The organism is Pseudidiomarina mangrovi (assembly GCF_003999375.1).
Classification (GTDB): domain Bacteria; phylum Pseudomonadota; class Gammaproteobacteria; order Enterobacterales; family Alteromonadaceae; genus Pseudidiomarina; species Pseudidiomarina mangrovi.
This window is the reverse complement of the sequence record NZ_RJLC01000016.1, coordinates 39000-57553: the sequence shown is the minus strand read 5'-3', so window position 1 is coordinate 57553 and position 18554 is coordinate 39000. Positions and strand designations below refer to the sequence as shown.

Sequence of the window (18554 nt, the reverse complement as noted above, 5' to 3'; positions counted from 1 at the left end):
GTTTCTCCTTAATCATTACCCTGGCCAAACAGGAACTGCCCGATCAAGTCTTCTAACACTAATGCTGATTTAGTGTCGTAAATGTAATCACCGTCACCCAGCATCTCCACGGTATCGTCAATAAAACCAGGGTTGAGGCCGATATACTGCTCACCTAATAAACCCGAGGTTAAGATTGAGACCGATGAGGTGTCAGAAAATTCACTGTATTGTTTGCTAATGGTCATTTCCACCAGCGGCTCGTAATAGGCGCCGTCGAGGGAAATAGCGCTGACACGGCCAATGACCACACCGCCCACTTTGATCGGTGAGCGCTCTTTAAGGCCGCCAATATTGTCGAACTTGGCGTAAATTTTGTAGGTTTCACCGGTGGTGACTGCGCTGGTATTGGCCGCTCGTAGCCCCAAAAACAACATCGCCAGAATGCCGAAAATGACAAACAGACCAACCGCCAAATGTGTATTACGTGATTCCATGAGCGTTATCCAAACATCAATGCAGTTAAAACGAAATCCAACCCTAAAACCGCTAACGATGCGGTGACCACTGTTGAGGTGGTAGCGCGGCTAATGCCGACTGAGGTTGGGGTGCAATTATAGCCCTTGTAGAGCGCTATCCAGGTCACTACAAAGGCAAAAACGATACTTTTAATCAGCCCGTTGAGAATGTCTTCTTGCCATTCAACGCTCGATTGCATGACCGACCAGAACGCGCCGTCATCGACACCGAGCCACTGTACGCCAACTAAATAGCCGCCATAAATACCCACTGCTGAGAAAATCGTGGCCAAAATAGGCATGCTGTAAAAGCCCGCCCAAAAACGTGGCGAAATGACTCGACGCAACGGGTCCACGGCCATCATTTCTAGGCTCGATAATTGCTCAGTAGCTTTCATCAAACCAATTTCTGCGGTCAAGGCCGAACCCGCGCGACCGGCGAATAATAGCGCTGTGACCACGGGCCCGAGTTCGCGCAACAACGACAGCGCGACCATTTGCCCAAGGCTTTGTTCGGCGCCAAAATCAACTAAGATGGTAAAGCCTTGTAGCCCCAACACCATGCCGATAAATAACCCGCTGATGATGATAATGAGCAACGACAGTACCCCGAGCGAATACATTTGCTGCATCAACAGCGGCCACGACTTGCGTAAATTTGGCCGCCCAATTAAGGCACGAACCAGCATGATTAACGCCGCGCCAGCTCCCGCTACGGTGTCGAGTACGGCTTTACCGAGGGCGGCAATGCGATCAAACATGACGACTTTCCTTCGCAGTAGCGGCCGGCTTGCCCAGCAATTCATCGCTTAGGTCAGCAGCAGGATAATGGAAGCGTACCGGGCCATCGGCTTCACCATGTAGAAATTGGTGGACTAACGGATCGTCAGAGGCCATCAGCTCGGCTGGTGTGCCAGAGCCGACCACGGTCTTGTTGGCCATAATGTAGACATAATCGGCAATGGTCATGACTTCTTGAACATCGTGGGTGACGATGATGGTGGTCAGGCCCATAGACTCGTTCAGGCTTTTGATGAGTTTGACGATAACCCCCATAGAGATTGGGTCTTGGCCAGCAAATGGCTCATCGTACATAATCAGCTCAGGGTCTAGCGCAATTGACCGTGCCAACGCAGCACGCCGCGCCATACCACCTGATAGCTCACTCGGCATCAGGTTGCGCGCTCCGCGCAGGCCGACTGCCTCAAGCTTCATCAGTACTACAGTTTCAATAATGTCTTCACTTAAACGGCTGTGTTCACGCAGTGGAAAGGCAATATTGTCAAACACGTTCATATCGCTAAATAGCGCGCCACTTTGAAACAGCATGCTCATACGCGTACGCAACTGATACAGCGCCGACCGCGAGAGTGTTGGAATATTGTGCCCAGCAAAACTAATACGCCCTTGCTGTGGCTTTAATTGACCACCAATAAGCCGTAATAAGGTGGTTTTGCCGATACCACTTGGGCCCAGCACTGCGGTAATCTTACCGCGCTGAAATTGCATGTTCAGGTCACGGTAGACCGGGTGGGCACCGTGCGCGTGGGCGAAATGCACGCCTTGCAATTCCACTAATTGTTCAACCGCATCATCAACCATAGATGACGTATCTCCTTTTGCAGACCACATAGTTTACCAGATTTGCCTGCAAGTCAGGTATTCTCGTAATTAAAATTTGTGACAAAACGTGAGTGTTGGGCTATTTACGTCTGCAAAGACAAAAACGATCGGGTATGATTGTTGCATTAACTTACGTTTTACCTCGATAAGCTGATAATCAACCGCGATGATAATGCTATGAGCGCCGTGAAGAAATCAGAGTTTATTAGCCTTGCCCAACAGGTGGTCGACATAGAGGCGGCCGCCGTACGCGGCCTTTCGCGTTACCTAGACCAGCACTTTGCCGATGCCTGCGAGATGCTATTGCAATGCCGCGGACGGGTGATCGTGATAGGTATGGGTAAATCTGGCCATATTGGTGGCAAAATTGCTGCGACCTTAGCGTCAACTGGCACGCCGGCGTTCTTTGTTCACCCGGGCGAAGCCAGCCATGGTGATCTTGGCATGATTACCGATGCCGATGTGGTGCTCGCGCTATCCAACTCTGGCGAAACCAACGAAGTATTAGCCATCGCCCCGCTGATAAAACGCCGTGGTGTGGGCTTTATTAGTATGACCGGAAATCCACAATCGACGCTGGCACAACTGTCTGATGTGCATCTCTGTATTGCGGTCGACAAAGAGGCCTGTCCGCTCGGTTTAGCGCCTACCTCGTCCACTACCGCAACCCTAGTGATGGGTGATGCTCTGGCCGTGGCGCTGTTGCATGCGCGGGGTTTCACCGCCGATGACTTTGCCATGTCGCATCCGGGCGGTAGTTTAGGCCGGCGCCTGCTGTTACACATCCGCGACATCATGCACAGTGGCGAGCGCCTGCCGCAGGTCAGCGCCAGCGCCACCATCAGTGAAGCATTGTTAGAGATGTCACGTAAAGGCTTAGGTATGACTGGGGTCACCGATACTGATGGGGTATTGCTGGGTATTTTTACCGACGGCGACTTACGCCGTATTTTAGATCAGCGTATCGATGTACACAGCACCGCGATTGCACAGGTGATGACACGTAATCCTATTACCATCAGCGCAGATGTGCTTGCCGCTCAAGGCCTGAAAACCATGGAAGACCGTAAAATTAATGGCTTGTTTGTGGTCGACGCCAAGGGGCATGCAGTGGGCGCCTTAAACATGCACGATCTGCTCAAGGCGGGGGTATTATAATGGACCCGCTCAGCAGTCATGTAAGTAGTTGGTACGGCGAGATCCCACGTGCACTGTTGCAACAGCTGCGCGACTTGCGCTTGTTAATTTGCGATGTCGACGGGGTGTTTTCTGATGGCCGCATCTATTTGGGCAATGGTGGTGAAGAATTAAAGGCATTTCATACCCGCGATGGCTTTGGGGTGAAAGCATTATTGAACAATAATATCGCCGTTGCGGTCATAACTGGACGCCGCTCAGAGTTGGTCAAGCAACGCATGGAGCACCTTGGGGTCACCCATATTTACCAAGGTTGCGACGATAAACTAGCGGTTTACCAACAACTTGCTGAGCAATTGCAGCTGCATGACAGTCAGATTGCTTGTATTGGCGACGATATTCCTGATGTCGCGATGATTCAGCGCGCTGGCGTAGGCATAGCGGTGAACGATGCGCACCCGTTTGTGCAGCAGCAGGCTAATTATGTGACCAGCTTACGCGGTGGCTTTGGCGCCGTGCGCGAGGTAAGTGACTTGATATTATTAAGCCAAGGTAAATTACAGTTACAAGGCGGAGTGAGTACGTGAACCGCAATATTGTTTGGCTGATTGCTATTCTTTTTGTCGCCGGGGCGATGCTGATCTGGCGGCCTTTTGCGCCCGCTGGTGGCGATGCTGGTGACGATGGCTATCGTGCCATTCAGCCCGACTTCACCGCGCAAGGGCTGGTGTTGCGTGTGTATGCCGAAGATGGTCAACTAACCCATAAAATATCCGCCGATGAAATGACGCATTTTAGCCCTATCAAGCTGACCGAACTTGAACAGCCGGTATATGTTGTCACCACCTCAGACCGCCTGAGTAGTTGGGAAGTAATTGCCGAAGCGGGTTCGTTTTATGATGATAAAAACTTAGTCCTTGAGCGCGGTGTACGCATTTCTAAGCTTGATACCAGTGATTTTATGGAACGCGCAGAAACCAGCTACTTAGTCATTGATACGACTCTGGAAACTATGGAAACCGATCAGCCAGTGACCTTATATGGCCGCGACTTTGTGGTTCGCGGTGAAGGTTTGCAGGCCGATTTACGTGCACAAACGTTGGAACTTACCAAACATGTTCAAACCATTTACACCGGCAACACGACACCTCGCAACTAGTCTGAGTCTCAGCCTAGGTTTGCTGCTCAGCGCTGCAGTTTTGGCGCAGGGTAAGTCTGACTTTGCGCAGCCGATAGAAATCAGCTCAGAGCGCGACTTTTTTGACCTGGCCAACAATATTGCAGTGTTCGATGTAAACGTCGTCATTCGCCAAGGTAGCCTTGAAATTCGCGCCGATAACCTGCGGGTGAAACGGGATGCGGCGGCCGGCACCGATGAATTTATCGCCAGCGGTAGCCCGGCATCCTATAAACAAACGTTAGAAGATGGCTCGGTTATTGAAGCTGAAGCAGAGCAAATCAACTACGATCAAGTGAAGCAAATTATTACTCTCACCGGCAAGGCGTCGGTGGCGCAAAATAACAGTGTGATTCAAGGCAACGAAATTATTTATAACTTCGCCACCCAACAACTCAGCGCCAATCGCGGCGAAGATTCTGAGCGGGTAACCACTATTTTCATGCCAAAAAAGAACAACGATGAGCCGATTAACCGCTGAACACCTCGCTAAGTCGTATAAAAAACGCCAGGTCGTCAAAGACGTCAGCCTGAGCGTTGAGTCGGGCCAAGTGATTGGGCTATTGGGCCCTAATGGTGCCGGTAAAACCACCACGTTTTATATGATTGTCGGTTTGGTCAATAGCGATAAAGGTCGCATTTTGCTCGACGATAATGATATTACCCTTTTGCCCATGCATGAACGGGCACGTCGTGGTATCGGTTACCTCCCGCAAGAATCATCAATTTTTCGCAAGCTCAGTGTGCGTGACAACATTATGTCTATTCTAGAAACGCGCAAAGAGCTTGATGAAACCGCGCGCGAAGAAAAACTCGATAGCCTGCTGGAAGAGTTTCACATCGGGCATATTGCCAATAGCCTCGGCATGAGTTTGTCAGGCGGTGAGCGCCGGCGGGTTGAAATTGCCCGGGCATTAGCTGCTGAGCCAGCCTTTATTCTGCTCGATGAACCGTTTGCAGGGGTTGACCCTATCTCGGTGTTGGACATTAAGAAGATCATTGAGCATTTGCGCAATCGCGGTATCGGTGTGTTGATTACCGATCACAATGTCCGCGAGACGCTATCAGTGTGCGAGCATGCCTATATTGTTAGTCATGGCGAACTGATCGCTATGGGCGATGCAAAAAGTATCCTCGCCAACCAACAGGTTAAAGACGTTTATCTTGGTGAACAGTTTACCCTATGAAACAAGGTTTGCAGTTCAAGTTCAGCCAACAGCTGTCCATGACGCCGCAACTGCAGCAGGCCATCAAGCTGCTGCAATTATCCACCTTGGAACTTCAGCAAGAAGTTCAGCAAGCGCTCGAAGATAACCCGCTACTGGAACTCGAAGATAGTGATGCTGAGGGCGAGACCAACGCCGATAGTGATAGCGACTACGACGATTGGGATGACCCCTATTCGGCACAACTCAGTTCAAGTGGCCAGAGCATCGGCGACGATACCCCGCTCTACCAAGGCGAAACCCATACCTCTCTGCACGACCATCTTCTTTGGCAAATGCGACTATCGCATTTCACCGAGCGTGACGAAGTCATTGCCGCCATGATCATCGATAGTATCGACGACCATGGTTACTTGCAGGCTGATATCCCAGAACTGCTGGACGCGTTAACCGCCGAACTGGATGATCTAGAGGCCGATGAAATCGCTGTGGTACTCAAACGTATTCAGCAATTTGAGCCAACTGGTGTGGCGGCGCGTAGCATAAGTGAGTGCTTACAAATTCAACTGCGTGCCGCCCGTGATGTGTGCCCGGAGCTGAAGCGTTGGGCGCTGCAAGCGGTACAAAACCACTTAGAATTGTTAGCTAATCGCGATTATCGCAGCCTGCTGCGGCGCTTACGCGTTAACGAAACGCAACTGGCGCAGGTGGTCGAGCTGATCCAATCATTAGCACCGCGGCCAGGCGACGATTTTGCCGTCAGTAATGATGATTATGTGATCCCAGATATTCTGGTGCGGAAAAAAAACTCGCGCTGGATTGCGGAACTTAATCCGCAAAGTGTACCCAAATTAAAAGTGAATGCGACGTATTTGGCCTTAGCCGATAGCAGCAGCGAACGCGAGGACATGCAGTACATTCGTCAGCAAACACAAGACGCCAAGTGGTTTATTCGCAGTCTCGATAGCCGCAATGATACCTTGCTGAAAGTGGCGCAAAGTATCGTACAACGGCAACAAGGGTTCTTCGAATTTGGCGCCGAAGCGATGAAGCCAATGATTCTTGCCGATATAGCAGCTACAGTAGAAATGCATGAATCAACAATTTCACGAATAACCACACAAAAATATATGCACACGCCGCGTGGTGTGTTTGAATTGAAGTACTTCTTCTCTAGCCAATTGGCAACGGATAACGGAGGAGAATGTTCGTCAACAGCCATACGCGCGTTGCTGAAGAAGTTGGTCGCCGCGGAGAACCCGAAGAAGCCGTTAAGCGATAGTCAATTGACTGAATTGATGGCGGAACAAGGTATTCAGGTGGCCCGACGGACTATTGCGAAATACCGAGAAGCGCTCAATATCGCGCCCTCGAGCCAACGCAAGCGTCTTATCTGAATCTCGGACAACAGAAGGAAGATGTTATGCAAATTAATCTGACTGGTCACCACGTTGAACTTACCGATGCACTGCGCACTTATGTGAATGAAAAATTCGCCAAGCTTGAGCGCCACTTCGACCATATTACTAATGTCCACGTGATATTAAATGTTGAAAAGCTGACGCAAAAAGCTGAAGCTACCCTGCATCTAAATGGTGGTGAGATATTTGCTGATTCCACCCATGACGATATGTACGCTGCAATTGATGGGCTGATCGATAAACTCGATCGGCAGGTTATTAAACATAAAGAAAAATTGAAACGTCACTAACTCATGGATTTATCCACTCTGTTACACCCCGACTGCACCCGTCGTGCAGTCGAGGTTACAAGTAAGAAGAAAGCGCTGGAGCTGCTTGGTCAGCTGGCGGCGCCACGATTAGCCAATGCCTCAGCTTTTGATGTGTTTGAAAGCTTGTTGTCGCGCGAGCGACTCGGCAGCACCGGCATCGGCTTTGGCATTGCCATACCGCATGGGCGTGTTGCTGATGGCAGCAAACCTGTAGCCATTTTAATCACCCTAGCCGATGCCATCGATTTTGATTCGATTGATAATCAGCCGGTTGATATTATTTTCGCCCTGCTGGTACCAGAAAGCCACCACGAGCAACATTTACATACCCTGCAAGCTGTGGCACAACGGTTAAACGACAAACAGTGCACCCGCGCTATGCGTGATGCGCACGATGACATGGCGCTTTATCAAGCTTTTATCCGATGCAACTCATAATCGTTAGTGGCCGTTCAGGCTCTGGGAAAACTATTGCACTGCGCGTCTTAGAAGACCTCGGCTACTATTGTGTGGATAATTTACCGATTACCTTGCTCCCAACACTGGTGCATGCGGTGGTCGAGCAGTACGACAAAGTAGCGGTGAGCGTTGATGTGCGCAATCTGCCCAAAGACCCTGATGTGCTCACCGACGCATTGGATTTTTTACCCGATAAAGTAAAGCCAGAAATTCTCTATATCGACTCTCAGGATCAAATCCTGCTGCGCCGGTTTGGCGAAACTCGCCGTCTTCACCCGTTATCCAAAAATGAATTACCCCTTGCTGATGCCCTTGCCGAAGAACGCACTTTGCTCGAGCCGCTGGCTGAGCGTGCGCTATGGCGCATTGATAGTACCGAGTTAAGTGTGCATCAATTGAGTGAACAAGTAAGCGAGCGAGTATTGGGGAAAGCCGCGTCACGATTATTGGTGGTGTTTCAATCCTTTGGTTACAAATACGGTTTGCCGGGCGACCTCGATTACGCCTTCGACGCACGCATTTTACCGAATCCGCATTGGGTGCCAGAGCTGAAACCACTTACCGGCAAAGACGATGAAGTGCAGCACTTTTTCTCGCAACAACCGTTAATGACCAAGTTTGTGCATCAACTCGAAACCTTCTTTGAAACTTGGCTGCCCTATTTTCAACGCAGTAATCGCAGCTATTTGACCATTGGTATTGGCTGCACCGGCGGTAAGCATCGTTCGGTTTATATTGCCGAGCAGTTAGCCGCACGTTTTCAAAATCAAACCTTCAAAGTGCAAGTACGACATCGTGATATGGCGCGGTATAAGTCATGAGTCGCGCCCAGCAAACCGTTACCATTCGCAACAAGCTAGGCCTGCATGCTCGAGCCGCCACTAAATTGGCTAAGTTAGCGCACCAGTTTGACGCCAAGGTAAAAGTACTGAATGACGGCAAAGAATATGATGCCTCAAGTGTTATGTGTCTGCTGTTATTAGCTGGTAGCCAAGGTAAACAGTTCGATATCGTTGCCGAGGGTACTGATGCTGAGCAAGCCGTGGCTGCCATTGCCGCTCTGGTTGAAGCGCGCTTTGATGAAGAGTGTTGAATAACACCCCCAACAGCAGTGCTGACGAATCTATGAAAATCAGCTAAACTCCTCAAATCACGAGGAGTTTTTTATGCTTGCCGAAGTTGCCGACTTAGAATTTGCTGAACAGCGCTTACAAGAAGTAACCGCTGCCTTAGCCCGTGGCATGTACGTGCAGGCACGGCGGTTACTGCACAATTTGCCAGCCTGGGACATTGCCCTGCTGCTGGAATCATCACCACCGAAGTCGCGTTTGATCATTTGGCAGTTGGTCGATGCCGACGAGCACGGTGATATCCTCGAAGAGCTCTCCGAAGAAGTACAAAAATCTATTATTCGGCAGATGGCGCCGGACAAGCTCGCGGCCGCCACCGAAGGTATGGATACCGATGACTTGGCCTACGTATTGCGTAGCTTGCCAGAGCCGGTCTATCAAGAAGTTCTGAAATCCATGGACGAGCAAGATCGGCAACGCGCTGAGCTAGCATTGTCCTACGATGAGGAAACTGCCGGTGCGATGATGAGCACCGATACCATCACCGTGCGTCCAGACGTTAGCATTGACGTGGTGCTGCGATATTTACGCCTAAAAGGCGAACTGCCCGATGGTACCGATAAACTCTACGTGGTGAATCGTGAAGATAAATTCATTGGCACCGTGGCGCTCACCTCGTTGCTTACCGTTGACCCTACGCGCTTGGTCAACGATGTGATGGACGACGACGTACAAAGCATTCCGGTCGACATGGACGAAACCGAGGTAGCCAAACTGTTTGAACGGCAAGACTGGATCTCAGCACCGGTGGTCGATGGTGACAACCGCTTGTTAGGCCGTATCACCATTGATGACGTGGTTGATATCATTCGTGAAGATGCGCAGCACTCGATGTTGAGCATGGCCGGTCTTGATGACGACGAAGATACCTTTGCCCCGGTGGGTAAATCGGCTGGGCGCCGTTCATTATGGCTGGGTATTAACCTGATCACGGCGCTGTTGGCAGCCATGGTCAGTTCGCTATTTGAGGATATTTTGGCGCAGATGGCTATTTTAGCGATCTTGAATACCATTGTGCCGAGCATGGGCGGTATTGCCGGTTCGCAGACCTTAACTTTGGTGATCCGCGGTATGGCGCTAGGCCACGTTGGCGCCAGTAACCAGCGCTGGTTAATTTGGAAAGAGCTCTCAATCGGCCTCATCAACGGTGTGGTGTGGGCGGTGCTCATTGCCGGGGTGGTGGCGCTGTGGAAGCAAGATCTCACCATTGGTATCATTATTGCCTTTGCCATGTTCGCCAACTTAGTGGCAGCCGGTTTGGCCGGCGTGACGATTCCGTTGATGCTGAAAAAATTTGATATTGACCCGGCACTTGCCGGTGGGGTGATCCTCACCACGGTCACCGACGTGGTGGGTATTTTCGCCTTCTTGGGTACCGCTACGCTGCTGTTGGGTTAAGCGCTTCAGGTAAAACGCTGCTGGGGTGCTAAACCCCAGCCAGCCGCATCGATTCAATCCATACCGAACCAGTACGTACCCCATGGCGCAGATCCACGTCATTACCAATTGCCACGATGTTGGCAAACATGTCTTTTAAATTGCCCGCAATAGTGATTTCCTCTACCGGGAACTGAATTTCGCCGTTTTCTACCCAAAAACCAGCGGCTCCGCGTGAGTAATCACCGGTTAACAAGTTAACACCCTGGCCCATAAGTTCCGTGACCAACAGCCCGGTTCCCATATCACGACACATGGCCTGCAGCGACTGGGCATTGTGGCCGACCTGCCAGGTATGAATGCCACCAGCATGACCAGTGGGTTGCAGGCCTAACTTACGTGCCGAATAACTGGTCATCAAATAGTTTTGCAGCACGCCATTACTAATAATATCGCGGTCTACCGTAGCCACACCTTCTTGGTCAAACGGACTACTCGCCAAGGCTCCCGGTAAATGCGGTTGTTCGCTGATGGTTAACCACGACGGCAGCACTTGCTGGCCTAAATGGTCGAGTAAAAAGCTCGATTTACGGTACAGATTGCCGCCGCTAATAGCGCCGACCAAATGGCCAAATAGCGAATTTGCCACGTCAGCGCGGAAAATCACCGGCACCTTGGCCGTCGCAATTTTGCGTGAATCGAGCCGCGCCACGGTCGCTTCTACGGCATCACGGGCAACTTGCTCGGGGCTCCATAGCTGGTCGCGGTGACGTGCCACGGTGTAGCTATAATCGCGCTGCATGGCCTCACCGCTTTTAGCAATCAGAGAACAGCTCAAGCTATGGCGCGATTGCAAATAGCCCGCTAAAAAGCCATGGCTGTTGCCGTACACGCGGTAGCCCACGTGGCTGCTGTACCCAGCGCCGTCAGAATTGACAATACGCGGGTCTAGGCTCAGCGCATGACGCTCACACGCCAGGGCTTGCTGCAGCGCAAACTCGGCACTTTGATCAGCCGGGTGACACAAATCCAGATCAGGTATTTGGCTCGCCATTGCCGCTTCTGGCGCCAGCCCTGCGAACGGATCAGGCGAGGTGAAACGAGCAATATCGTTGGCCTTTTCAACTGCCGCACGAATAGCGCTGGGAGTTAAATCGGTGGTGGATGACGAGCCCTTTTGCTGGCCTCGATATAAGGTGATCCCCAACGCGCCATCTTGGTTAAATTCAACGGTTTCGACCTCGCCCAAGCGGGTGCCCACGTTGATACCACGACTGCGGCTAATAGCGCACTCTACTGCGCTGCCACCGAGTTGTTTGGCATAAGCTAAGGCATCGGCAACGGCTTGCTCGACATCGTGCATTTCTTGGCGTAATTGCTGCATATCTGGGGTCACTGCATACTCCGTGATCGGCTCTATTGGGTTTACTGTGGCGCTGTGCCACTGAGTTTATCATCATGCGTCATGTGGACGTTATTCATGTTGAACTTAGTCATGTCGAACTTATTCATGTCGAAAAAAGGCGTCTAATGCTAAACTAACGCGTAATCACATTGGTTTAACCCGAAGCACCACAGCACACAGGCAGAGCATGAGCAATCAGTACGACGATGACGAAATTTATTACATCACCAAATCACAGCAGAAGCGTGACGCTGAAGCGCAGCAAGATATTGGTGAAAAACTGATCGCCTTAGTGCCGTCGCAATTGGCCAAGATCCCTATGGATGACATTTTGCGTGACGCCGTTTTGCTGGCCCAACGTATTCGTGGCAAGCGCGAAGGCTACCGGCGCCAAGTGCAACTGGTTGGCAAACTCATGCGCCAGCGCGATAGTGCGCCTATTGAGCAAGCTCTGCATGATGTTGAACATCAGCACGACGCCATGAACGCCTTATTCCATCAGCTCGAAAAGCACCGTGATGCCATTATTGCTGAAGGCGACAGCGCTATTCAGTCCTTTATGGACCTGTATCCGCAGGCTGATCGTCAGCAACTTCGCCAGTTACAGCGCAATGCCAGCAAAGAACTACAACTCGGTAAGCCACCAGCGGCCGCCCGCGAACTATTCAAATATTTACGTGCGGTGGCGACCGCTTAATCGGTGCCACCTACGGTCAGCGCGTCCAGTTTTAAGGTTGGCTGACCCACGCCCACCGGCACGCTCTGACCATCTTTGCCGCACACGCCAACGCCAGCATCCAGCTGCAAATCATGACCCACCATCGATACTTGGCACATCGCTTCGGGACCGTTACCAATCAATGTGGCGCCTTTAATGGGTGCGGTGATTTTGCCGTCTTCAATCAAATATGCTTCTGACGCTGAGAACACGAACTTGCCCGAGGTGATATCCACCTGACCACCGGCAAAATGCGGCGCATAGATGCCTTTTTTCACACTCTTAATAATATCGGCCGGGTCATGCTCTCCGGCGAGCATGTAGGTGTTGGTCATGCGCGGCATTGGCAATTGTGCATACGATTCACGGCGGCCATTACCGGTAGCGGCAACCCCCATTAAGCGGGCATTGAGCTTATCTTGCATGTAGCCGACCAAGCGGCCTTTTTCGATCAGCACGTTATAACCAGCTGGCGTACCTTCGTCATCCACTGTGAGTGAACCACGGCGGTCATTGATGGTGCCATCGTCAACGATAGTACAGTGCTCCGAAGCAACCAACTGGCCAATTTTACCGGCATAGGCACTGGCACCCTTGCGGTTAAAATCACCCTCTAAGCCATGCCCTACAGCTTCGTGCAACAGCACGCCGGGCCAGCCTGAACCGAGTACTACCGGCATGGTACCGGCCGGCGCTGGGCGCGCTTCTAGGTTCACTAAGGCTTGGCGCACAGCTTCTTTGGCGTATTCTTGCCAGCGCAAATCAGCTAAGAAATAGTCATAACCGACGCGCGCACCGCCACCGGCACTGCCACGCTCACGCTTGCCATTGTGCTCGACTAATACCGTGCAATTCAGCCGCACTAACGGGCGAATATCGGCAGCCAACACACCGTCGGTGGCGGCCACTAAAATTTCATCGTAACTGCCACTAATGCTGGCAATCACCTCCACCACACGGTTATCGAGGCTCCGCGCGTAAGCGTCCACTTCACGTAATAAATCAATTTTCGCCGCTTCATTCAGGCTATGTAACGGATTCACCGCCTCATAGCGCGAGGTAGCCCGCGGTTGATGCCAAGCATTCAAGCGCCCATGGGCACCGGCGGCAGCAATACCGCGTGCAGCAGCAGCGGCTTGTTGCAAGGCCTGCGGACTAATGTCGTCAGCATAGGCAAAGCCAGTCTTTTCACCATGAATAGCGCGCACACCGAGGCCGCTTTCAATGTGGAAGCTGCCATCTTTGACAATACCATCTTCGAGCACCCACGATTCATTCACGCTGCTTTGCAAATAGATATCAGCAAAGTCAATGGCGCCGCTGTAGAGCTTCTGCATAGCTTGTTGAAGCGCATCGACACCGAGTTGGCGTTGGGTCAAAAGATTATGGCTAACCGTTTCAAAAGCTGACTGCATGATTACCTAACCTGCTATGTTTTAAAGTGTGTAATAACCGGCATATTTGCGCGGATTTGCTGTTGCTGTTCGATACCGAATACGGCGCTGGCAAAACTGGGGCTGGCTTGCTCGGCATCGGCTTGCACGGTGCCCCAAGCATCAACAACCACGGCATGGCCATAGGTATGGCGGCCATTGGCATGCTGGCCAACTTGCGCCGCCGCTACTACCGCGCACTGCTGTTCAATGGCGCGTGCTCTGGTTAATACGTGCCAATGCGCCGAACCGGTCACCGCCGTGAAAGCTGATGGCAACACCACGATGTCAGCACCGGCTACACGGAGCTTACGGAACAGCTCGGGAAAGCGCACATCATAACATACCGCCATACCGATGGTGCCGATTTCAGTGCTCACGGTGACCACCTCGGTACCCGCAACCGTGGCTGCCGATTCGCGATAGGTTCGCGTACTATCGGCCACCTCAACGTCAAACAAATGGATTTTATTGTAGCGAGCCAGACACTCGCCGGCCGGATTATAAAGTAAGCTGGCAGCGCTAAAACGTTGCTGTTCGGGATCATCAATCAGTGGGATAGTGCCGCCCACCAACCACACACCGAAGTCACGCGCGAGGGCCGCTAGGCCGTCTTGCATGGGGCCGTGGCCGGGTAGCTCGGCCAGTTGCCGTTGCTGCGCATCGCCAGCCCCAAAACACAAACAGGCTTCGGGCAGCACCACCAATTGCGGCCGTGCCGCCGGTAATTGCGCAAACAATTGCCGCAAGGTAACTAAGTTGGCGACTGGATCGGGGCTACTGGTTAGTTGTACCGCCGTCAGTTGCAGCGGCGGGCGGCTCTGGTTGTTGTTCATTGACTGGCTCCTCAGGTTTTTCGAGGGGAATTTCGACCTCGCGGCTGTCACGGGCCACTTCTTCAACAATCGGCTGATCGAGCGTGCCGGTAATGCGATATTCCAAACGACTGATAACCTGCGCATCATGCAACACCCGATCAATCAGCAGCGCGGCAAGTCCGGTCGGTGGGTTGACCATCCAAGCGACGATCACCGGCAGGCTCGAGGTGACCTTGGGAATATAGAAAATCTGATAATTTAGCTCGGTACTGTTGAGATTCACGGTGCCGTTAATTTCCATATCACCGGCCGAACCATTCAAGCGCGTGTTGTTGGTACTTACAATACCGTCACTCAAACTAAACTCGCCACCAAACTCGGTGTAAAACAGGCCATTGGCAAAGACATCGCGAAAATCGAAGCGTAATTTTCTAATCAGCCCTTCGAGGCTCAACAGCGAAAATAATCGCGCCGCACCATCGCTTACTTCATTGAGATAGCCTTGCCCCAAACGCCAGGTAACGCGACCATCTAAGCTTTCGGTATTGAGCGCAAAGGGCGTTCCTTGCCAACTTAAATCAAAACTGAATTCGGCTGGGCTGTCCTGCACCATGGTGGTGATGTTTTGGTCGCGCAAGAAGGCCCCCAAATCAGCCGAGCTGAACGTGCCTTGCACCTTGGTCAGTGGGCTTTGTTCGGCGGTTGCCGCCAGCCAATGGCCGCTGGCGTTCAATTGATGGCGGCCTTGCTGGAAATTCAACTGTTGCAGCCATAAACCTTCGCTATCAGGGCTCAAACGAATTTGCACACGACCGAGATTATACTCGCCGTAGCGGCAGCGTTTGCAGTTTAAACTCAACTGCGGAAATTGCTGCAAATCACTGAGCAAGAGTGCTTCAACCTGCGGCTCGTCGGCAGGGTTCTCATTAACATTCTCGGCAATAGCTGGCGGTAGCAGCTCAATAAAATCAGCCACCAAATCCACCTGTATACGCTCATCATTATGGAAAATATGGCCATTGATAGCGGCATTGTCGGCAGCAAAATCTAATTGCCAACCGCGCTCATCATGCGGCCACAACGCTGCCGTACTCGGCCCCAGTGGATACCCATAAAGATCAAAGGATTGGCTGCTGATCTGTACTAAATCAGGCTGTAACGGCGAGCGTTTAGCAGTGCTCTGCTGATGCTGTTCGCTGCGCTTCAAGCTATTGAGCCAGCGCGTCAACGCACCACCACTGCTCAGCCATTGCTGCAACACTAGTGCATCGCTATTGATATCAACGGCAAATACCGGCTTGAGCCGCAGTATATTGGCATTTGGGCTGGTGCTGATTGACTCACCTGCTCGTGCATAGCCCTGCACCACTTGGCTACCATCACCATTAAGCTGCAATTCGAGTAAACCATGCTCAGCCAATTCAGCGTTGATAAGAATATGCTCTGGCCCACCAGATACTTGTACTTGGGTTGGCCAAGCAGTACCCATAGGTTTATTCAAGGGTTGTGGCAGTTGCAGCGCTAGTTGCTGCAAATCAGTCTGTTGGCGCCAATGAAAGGCATAATCACCTTGATCGGGCAAGCGCACTTCAAGGCGACTGGTCCATGTTAATACGCCGCTCATCAGCTCGCTCAAGCCGTTGCTGAATTCGGGAATTTGCTCGATCGGCCAGTTGGCGGCGAAATCTGCGCGTAATTGGTAGGCGTCATCTTGCACACCACTGCTCAGCTGCACCTGCAGGGGTAGCTGCTGCCACTCTAGGCGCAGCTCATCAGCCTGCAGTTGCGCATTGTTAAAGTTCAGGCGGCCACTAAAACCACTGAATTGCTGGTCGACAAAACTTATATACAAGTCATTGTCAGCAAAATCGACATAGCCTTGGGCGCTCATTTCACGCTGCGCTGCAGCATCATCACCCAACGGGATGCGCAACGTTAACGCCCCATTAATAGCTCCGCTCGGCTGTAATCGCTGTAAACTACCAGCAACACTCTGTGCCAGCGGTGATTGGGCAAATACCGGTTGTAATTGCTCGGCCTGACCGTTCACCTCGGCATCAATTTCAAGCCAGCCAGCGCTTTCAGTAATGGCACTGATGACGGTGTCGATGCGCGGTAGCTGCATTTGTCCGATTTGTGCGTCCGTGCCAACAATATGCATGCGCTCATTGCTGAAGTTAACGACGATATCGGTATCGTACACAGGCAGCCAATCAGGTTGAAATTTAACCATGGCATCGCTTAAGTTAACCTGCGCAGCAAAACTGCCTTGCCGCTCGACATAGGGGAAATCGGTCAAACGGCCACGCCAAACCATGGCGATATGCTCCGCTTCGCCACCGAGCAGAGCTGTATTGAGATAGCTGTGTAAGTCATCGCCCATGACCGTGGGTAAGTGAAAGCGCAAATGCTCAATGGCAATTGGCTCAGCATTCACCGTATGCACCCGCGCCGCCACCTCAACATCATCGCCGCTGGCCTGTAACCGCGCCGCCAAGGCAAAGGTCATACCCTCTAGGGCAATCTGGCTATGGTCATTGATAGCGAGTTGCCAGGCACCATCGTGCCACTGCCAGGAGCCGCCAATAGCCAGCCGCGGTAATTGCCAACTGTGCGTGTACGACAACGCATCACTGCTTAACGTGACGCCATCACCGAGCAATTGCCACTGCGCTTGGTCACCGTGCCCCACAAGTTGCAGATCAACACCTTGCAGACCCGGGATAGCGCCATGGCGAGGCCAACTTAACTGGTTGCCCTGTAATTGCCACTGTAGCGGCTGGTTACTGCGTTGACGCATTTTAAGCGACAATAGTCCGGCCATATCGGCACTATCTGCCTGCGGGTTGAGTAAGCGGATCAGCGGCGCCAGTGGCAGCTGCTGCATACTGAGTTGCCATTGTCCCGGCCGTTGCTCCATGCTTAGCGGCGGTAGCTCCCAGCGCTCGTTATTGTGCTCCACCGTGAGCGGTGTGCTGTTCAGTAACCAACCATCGCCATTATTACGTAACCGCATGGCACCATCAGCAATATATAACTGATGCTCATGCTGGTCGGCTTGCCAACGCAACTGCGTAGCACCTAAACGCAGCACACCGTGGTCGAAATTATCCGCCTGCACATTCAACCATAAGCTAAAATTCAACTGCGCTTCAGCAACATCCACATCAACCATTTGTTGCTGCAGCCATGGCGCAATATCCAACTGCTCGGCATGCACATAAATTTGTCCGTTTATTCCCTGTGCATCAGCGCTGTTCAAACGGATCATGACGTCGAGTGCATTACTATCAAGATTATCAATGCGGAAACGCCCTACACCTTGATGCTGTTGGTGCTGATTAAACCAGCGTAATTCATCAATAATGATGCCGCGCTGTTGACCAAGAAGGTTGGTCAGGCTGAGTGTGCTATTGGCAACCTCAACATGATTCAGTTGCTGCAGGAAAAAGCGCTGCAATGGCTCTATGGCTAAGCCCTGATTGGCTTGTTGGAGGGTACGTAAATCATAGCTAAATTGGGCGTTATCGAGGGTGACCCGCTCAATCTGCCACGACCAACTGCGCAATGACTGCCAAAAATTGAAGTGAATACGGGCTTCAGCCACCGCTAGCAATACCCCATCACCGTTGCTATGGGGTACTTGTAACTGTTGCAGCACCAATTGCGGGCCATTGCGATTCCAGTCAGCGCTGAGTTCACTGACGGTCGCCGTTACTTGATAGCGCTCGGCCAAAAGATGTTCAAGTTGTCGCGTTACATCGGGTAGTTGGGGCAGCAAATAGCGTAACGTGGTCAGTAATAGCGCGAACAGCACCAGCACCGTAACCATGCTATAGAGCAAGGTTTGGTAGGTGAATAATGCTGAGCGGCGCCACATAA

The 18554-nt window shown here is 51.8% G+C and carries 19 protein-coding genes; 12 read left to right on the top strand and 7 right to left on the bottom strand.

What is annotated here, in order from left to right; genetic code table 11:
• Positions 1-8: 8 nt before the first annotated feature.
• From mlaD to EFO84_RS08350, 3 genes are read right to left on the bottom strand one after another with little or no spacing between them, the layout of a single operon-like run.
• Complete coding sequence (gene mlaD / locus EFO84_RS08360; protein WP_127347608.1) at positions 9-476, bottom strand: outer membrane lipid asymmetry maintenance protein MlaD; 468 nt, start codon at positions 474-476, stop codon at positions 9-11.
• 5 nt (positions 477-481) lie between these two features.
• Positions 482-1258: a lipid asymmetry maintenance ABC transporter permease subunit MlaE gene (gene mlaE / locus EFO84_RS08355; RefSeq protein ID WP_127347607.1), complete on the bottom strand. Its 777-nt coding sequence runs from the start codon at positions 1256-1258 to the stop codon at positions 482-484.
• Positions 1251-2099: an ATP-binding cassette domain-containing protein gene (locus tag EFO84_RS08350; protein WP_127347606.1), complete on the bottom strand. Its 849-nt coding sequence runs from the start codon at positions 2097-2099 to the stop codon at positions 1251-1253. The genes mlaE and EFO84_RS08350 overlap by 8 nt, the downstream gene beginning before the upstream one ends.
• Before the next feature lie 198 nt (positions 2100-2297).
• Here EFO84_RS08350 and EFO84_RS08345 point away from each other — a divergent pair, with 198 nt between their 5' ends.
• The 11 genes from EFO84_RS08345 to mgtE all read left to right on the top strand — a co-directional run bounded on the left by EFO84_RS08345 (position 2298) and on the right by mgtE (position 10319).
• On the top strand, positions 2298-3278 hold the full coding sequence (locus EFO84_RS08345; protein ID WP_127347605.1) for a KpsF/GutQ family sugar-phosphate isomerase: 981 nt from the start codon (positions 2298-2300) through the stop codon (positions 3276-3278).
• Positions 3278-3844: a 3-deoxy-manno-octulosonate-8-phosphatase KdsC gene (kdsC, locus tag EFO84_RS08340; RefSeq protein WP_127347604.1), complete on the top strand. Its 567-nt coding sequence runs from the start codon at positions 3278-3280 to the stop codon at positions 3842-3844. The genes EFO84_RS08345 and kdsC overlap by 1 nt, the downstream gene beginning before the upstream one ends.
• Positions 3841-4416 (top strand): LPS export ABC transporter periplasmic protein LptC, encoded by a 576-nt coding sequence (gene lptC, locus EFO84_RS08335; RefSeq protein ID WP_127347603.1) that lies wholly within the window; start codon positions 3841-3843, stop codon positions 4414-4416. Before kdsC ends, lptC begins: the two co-directional genes overlap by 4 nt.
• Positions 4373-4915 carry a lipopolysaccharide transport periplasmic protein LptA gene (gene lptA / locus EFO84_RS08330; protein ID WP_164742411.1) on the top strand — a complete coding sequence of 181 codons (543 nt, stop codon included), beginning with the start codon at positions 4373-4375 and terminating at the stop codon, positions 4913-4915. The genes lptC and lptA overlap by 44 nt, the downstream gene beginning before the upstream one ends.
• Positions 4896-5621: an LPS export ABC transporter ATP-binding protein gene (gene lptB, locus EFO84_RS08325; protein ID WP_127347601.1), complete on the top strand. Its 726-nt coding sequence runs from the start codon at positions 4896-4898 to the stop codon at positions 5619-5621. The genes lptA and lptB overlap by 20 nt, the downstream gene beginning before the upstream one ends.
• Complete coding sequence (locus tag EFO84_RS08320; RefSeq protein ID WP_127347600.1) at positions 5618-6997, top strand: RNA polymerase factor sigma-54; 1380 nt, start codon at positions 5618-5620, stop codon at positions 6995-6997. The genes lptB and EFO84_RS08320 overlap by 4 nt, the downstream gene beginning before the upstream one ends.
• A gap of 26 nt (positions 6998-7023) precedes the next feature.
• Positions 7024-7311, top strand: a complete 288-nt coding sequence (gene hpf, locus EFO84_RS08315; RefSeq protein WP_127347599.1) for a ribosome hibernation promoting factor — start codon at positions 7024-7026, stop codon at positions 7309-7311.
• Between the two features lie 3 nt (positions 7312-7314).
• Positions 7315-7770 (top strand): PTS sugar transporter subunit IIA, encoded by a 456-nt coding sequence (locus EFO84_RS08310; protein ID WP_127347598.1) that lies wholly within the window; start codon positions 7315-7317, stop codon positions 7768-7770.
• A complete protein-coding gene (rapZ, locus tag EFO84_RS08305) occupies positions 7758-8612 on the top strand; it encodes an RNase adapter RapZ (protein ID WP_127347597.1) in 855 nt (284 codons plus the stop codon). The genes EFO84_RS08310 and rapZ overlap by 13 nt, the downstream gene beginning before the upstream one ends.
• Complete coding sequence (locus tag EFO84_RS08300) at positions 8609-8884, top strand: HPr family phosphocarrier protein (RefSeq protein WP_127347596.1); 276 nt, start codon at positions 8609-8611, stop codon at positions 8882-8884. Before rapZ ends, EFO84_RS08300 begins: the two co-directional genes overlap by 4 nt.
• A 73-nt stretch (positions 8885-8957) precedes the next feature.
• Entirely contained in the window at positions 8958-10319 is a 1362-nt protein-coding gene (mgtE, locus tag EFO84_RS08295; protein WP_127347595.1) for a magnesium transporter, read from the top strand.
• A gap of 28 nt (positions 10320-10347) precedes the next feature.
• Here mgtE and pmbA read toward each other — a convergent pair whose 3' ends face one another.
• Positions 10348-11682 (bottom strand): metalloprotease PmbA, encoded by a 1335-nt coding sequence (pmbA, locus tag EFO84_RS08290; RefSeq protein ID WP_127347784.1) that lies wholly within the window; start codon positions 11680-11682, stop codon positions 10348-10350.
• Between the two features lie 208 nt (positions 11683-11890).
• Here pmbA and yjgA point away from each other — a divergent pair, with 208 nt between their 5' ends.
• A complete protein-coding gene (yjgA, locus tag EFO84_RS08285; protein ID WP_127347594.1) occupies positions 11891-12400 on the top strand; it encodes a ribosome biogenesis factor YjgA in 510 nt (169 codons plus the stop codon).
• On the opposite strand, the gene tldD is transcribed toward yjgA, so the two are convergent.
• From tldD to EFO84_RS08270, 3 genes are read right to left on the bottom strand one after another with little or no spacing between them, the layout of a single operon-like run.
• A complete protein-coding gene (gene tldD, locus EFO84_RS08280; protein ID WP_127347593.1) occupies positions 12397-13836 on the bottom strand; it encodes a metalloprotease TldD in 1440 nt (479 codons plus the stop codon). The genes yjgA and tldD overlap by 4 nt on opposite strands.
• Positions 13837-13850: 14 nt before the next feature.
• Positions 13851-14690: a carbon-nitrogen hydrolase family protein gene (locus EFO84_RS08275; protein ID WP_127347592.1), complete on the bottom strand. Its 840-nt coding sequence runs from the start codon at positions 14688-14690 to the stop codon at positions 13851-13853.
• On the bottom strand, positions 14632-18552 hold the full coding sequence (locus EFO84_RS08270; RefSeq protein WP_127347591.1) for a YhdP family protein: 3921 nt from the start codon (positions 18550-18552) through the stop codon (positions 14632-14634). Before EFO84_RS08270 ends, EFO84_RS08275 begins: the two co-directional genes overlap by 59 nt.
• Positions 18553-18554 lie beyond the last annotated feature (2 nt).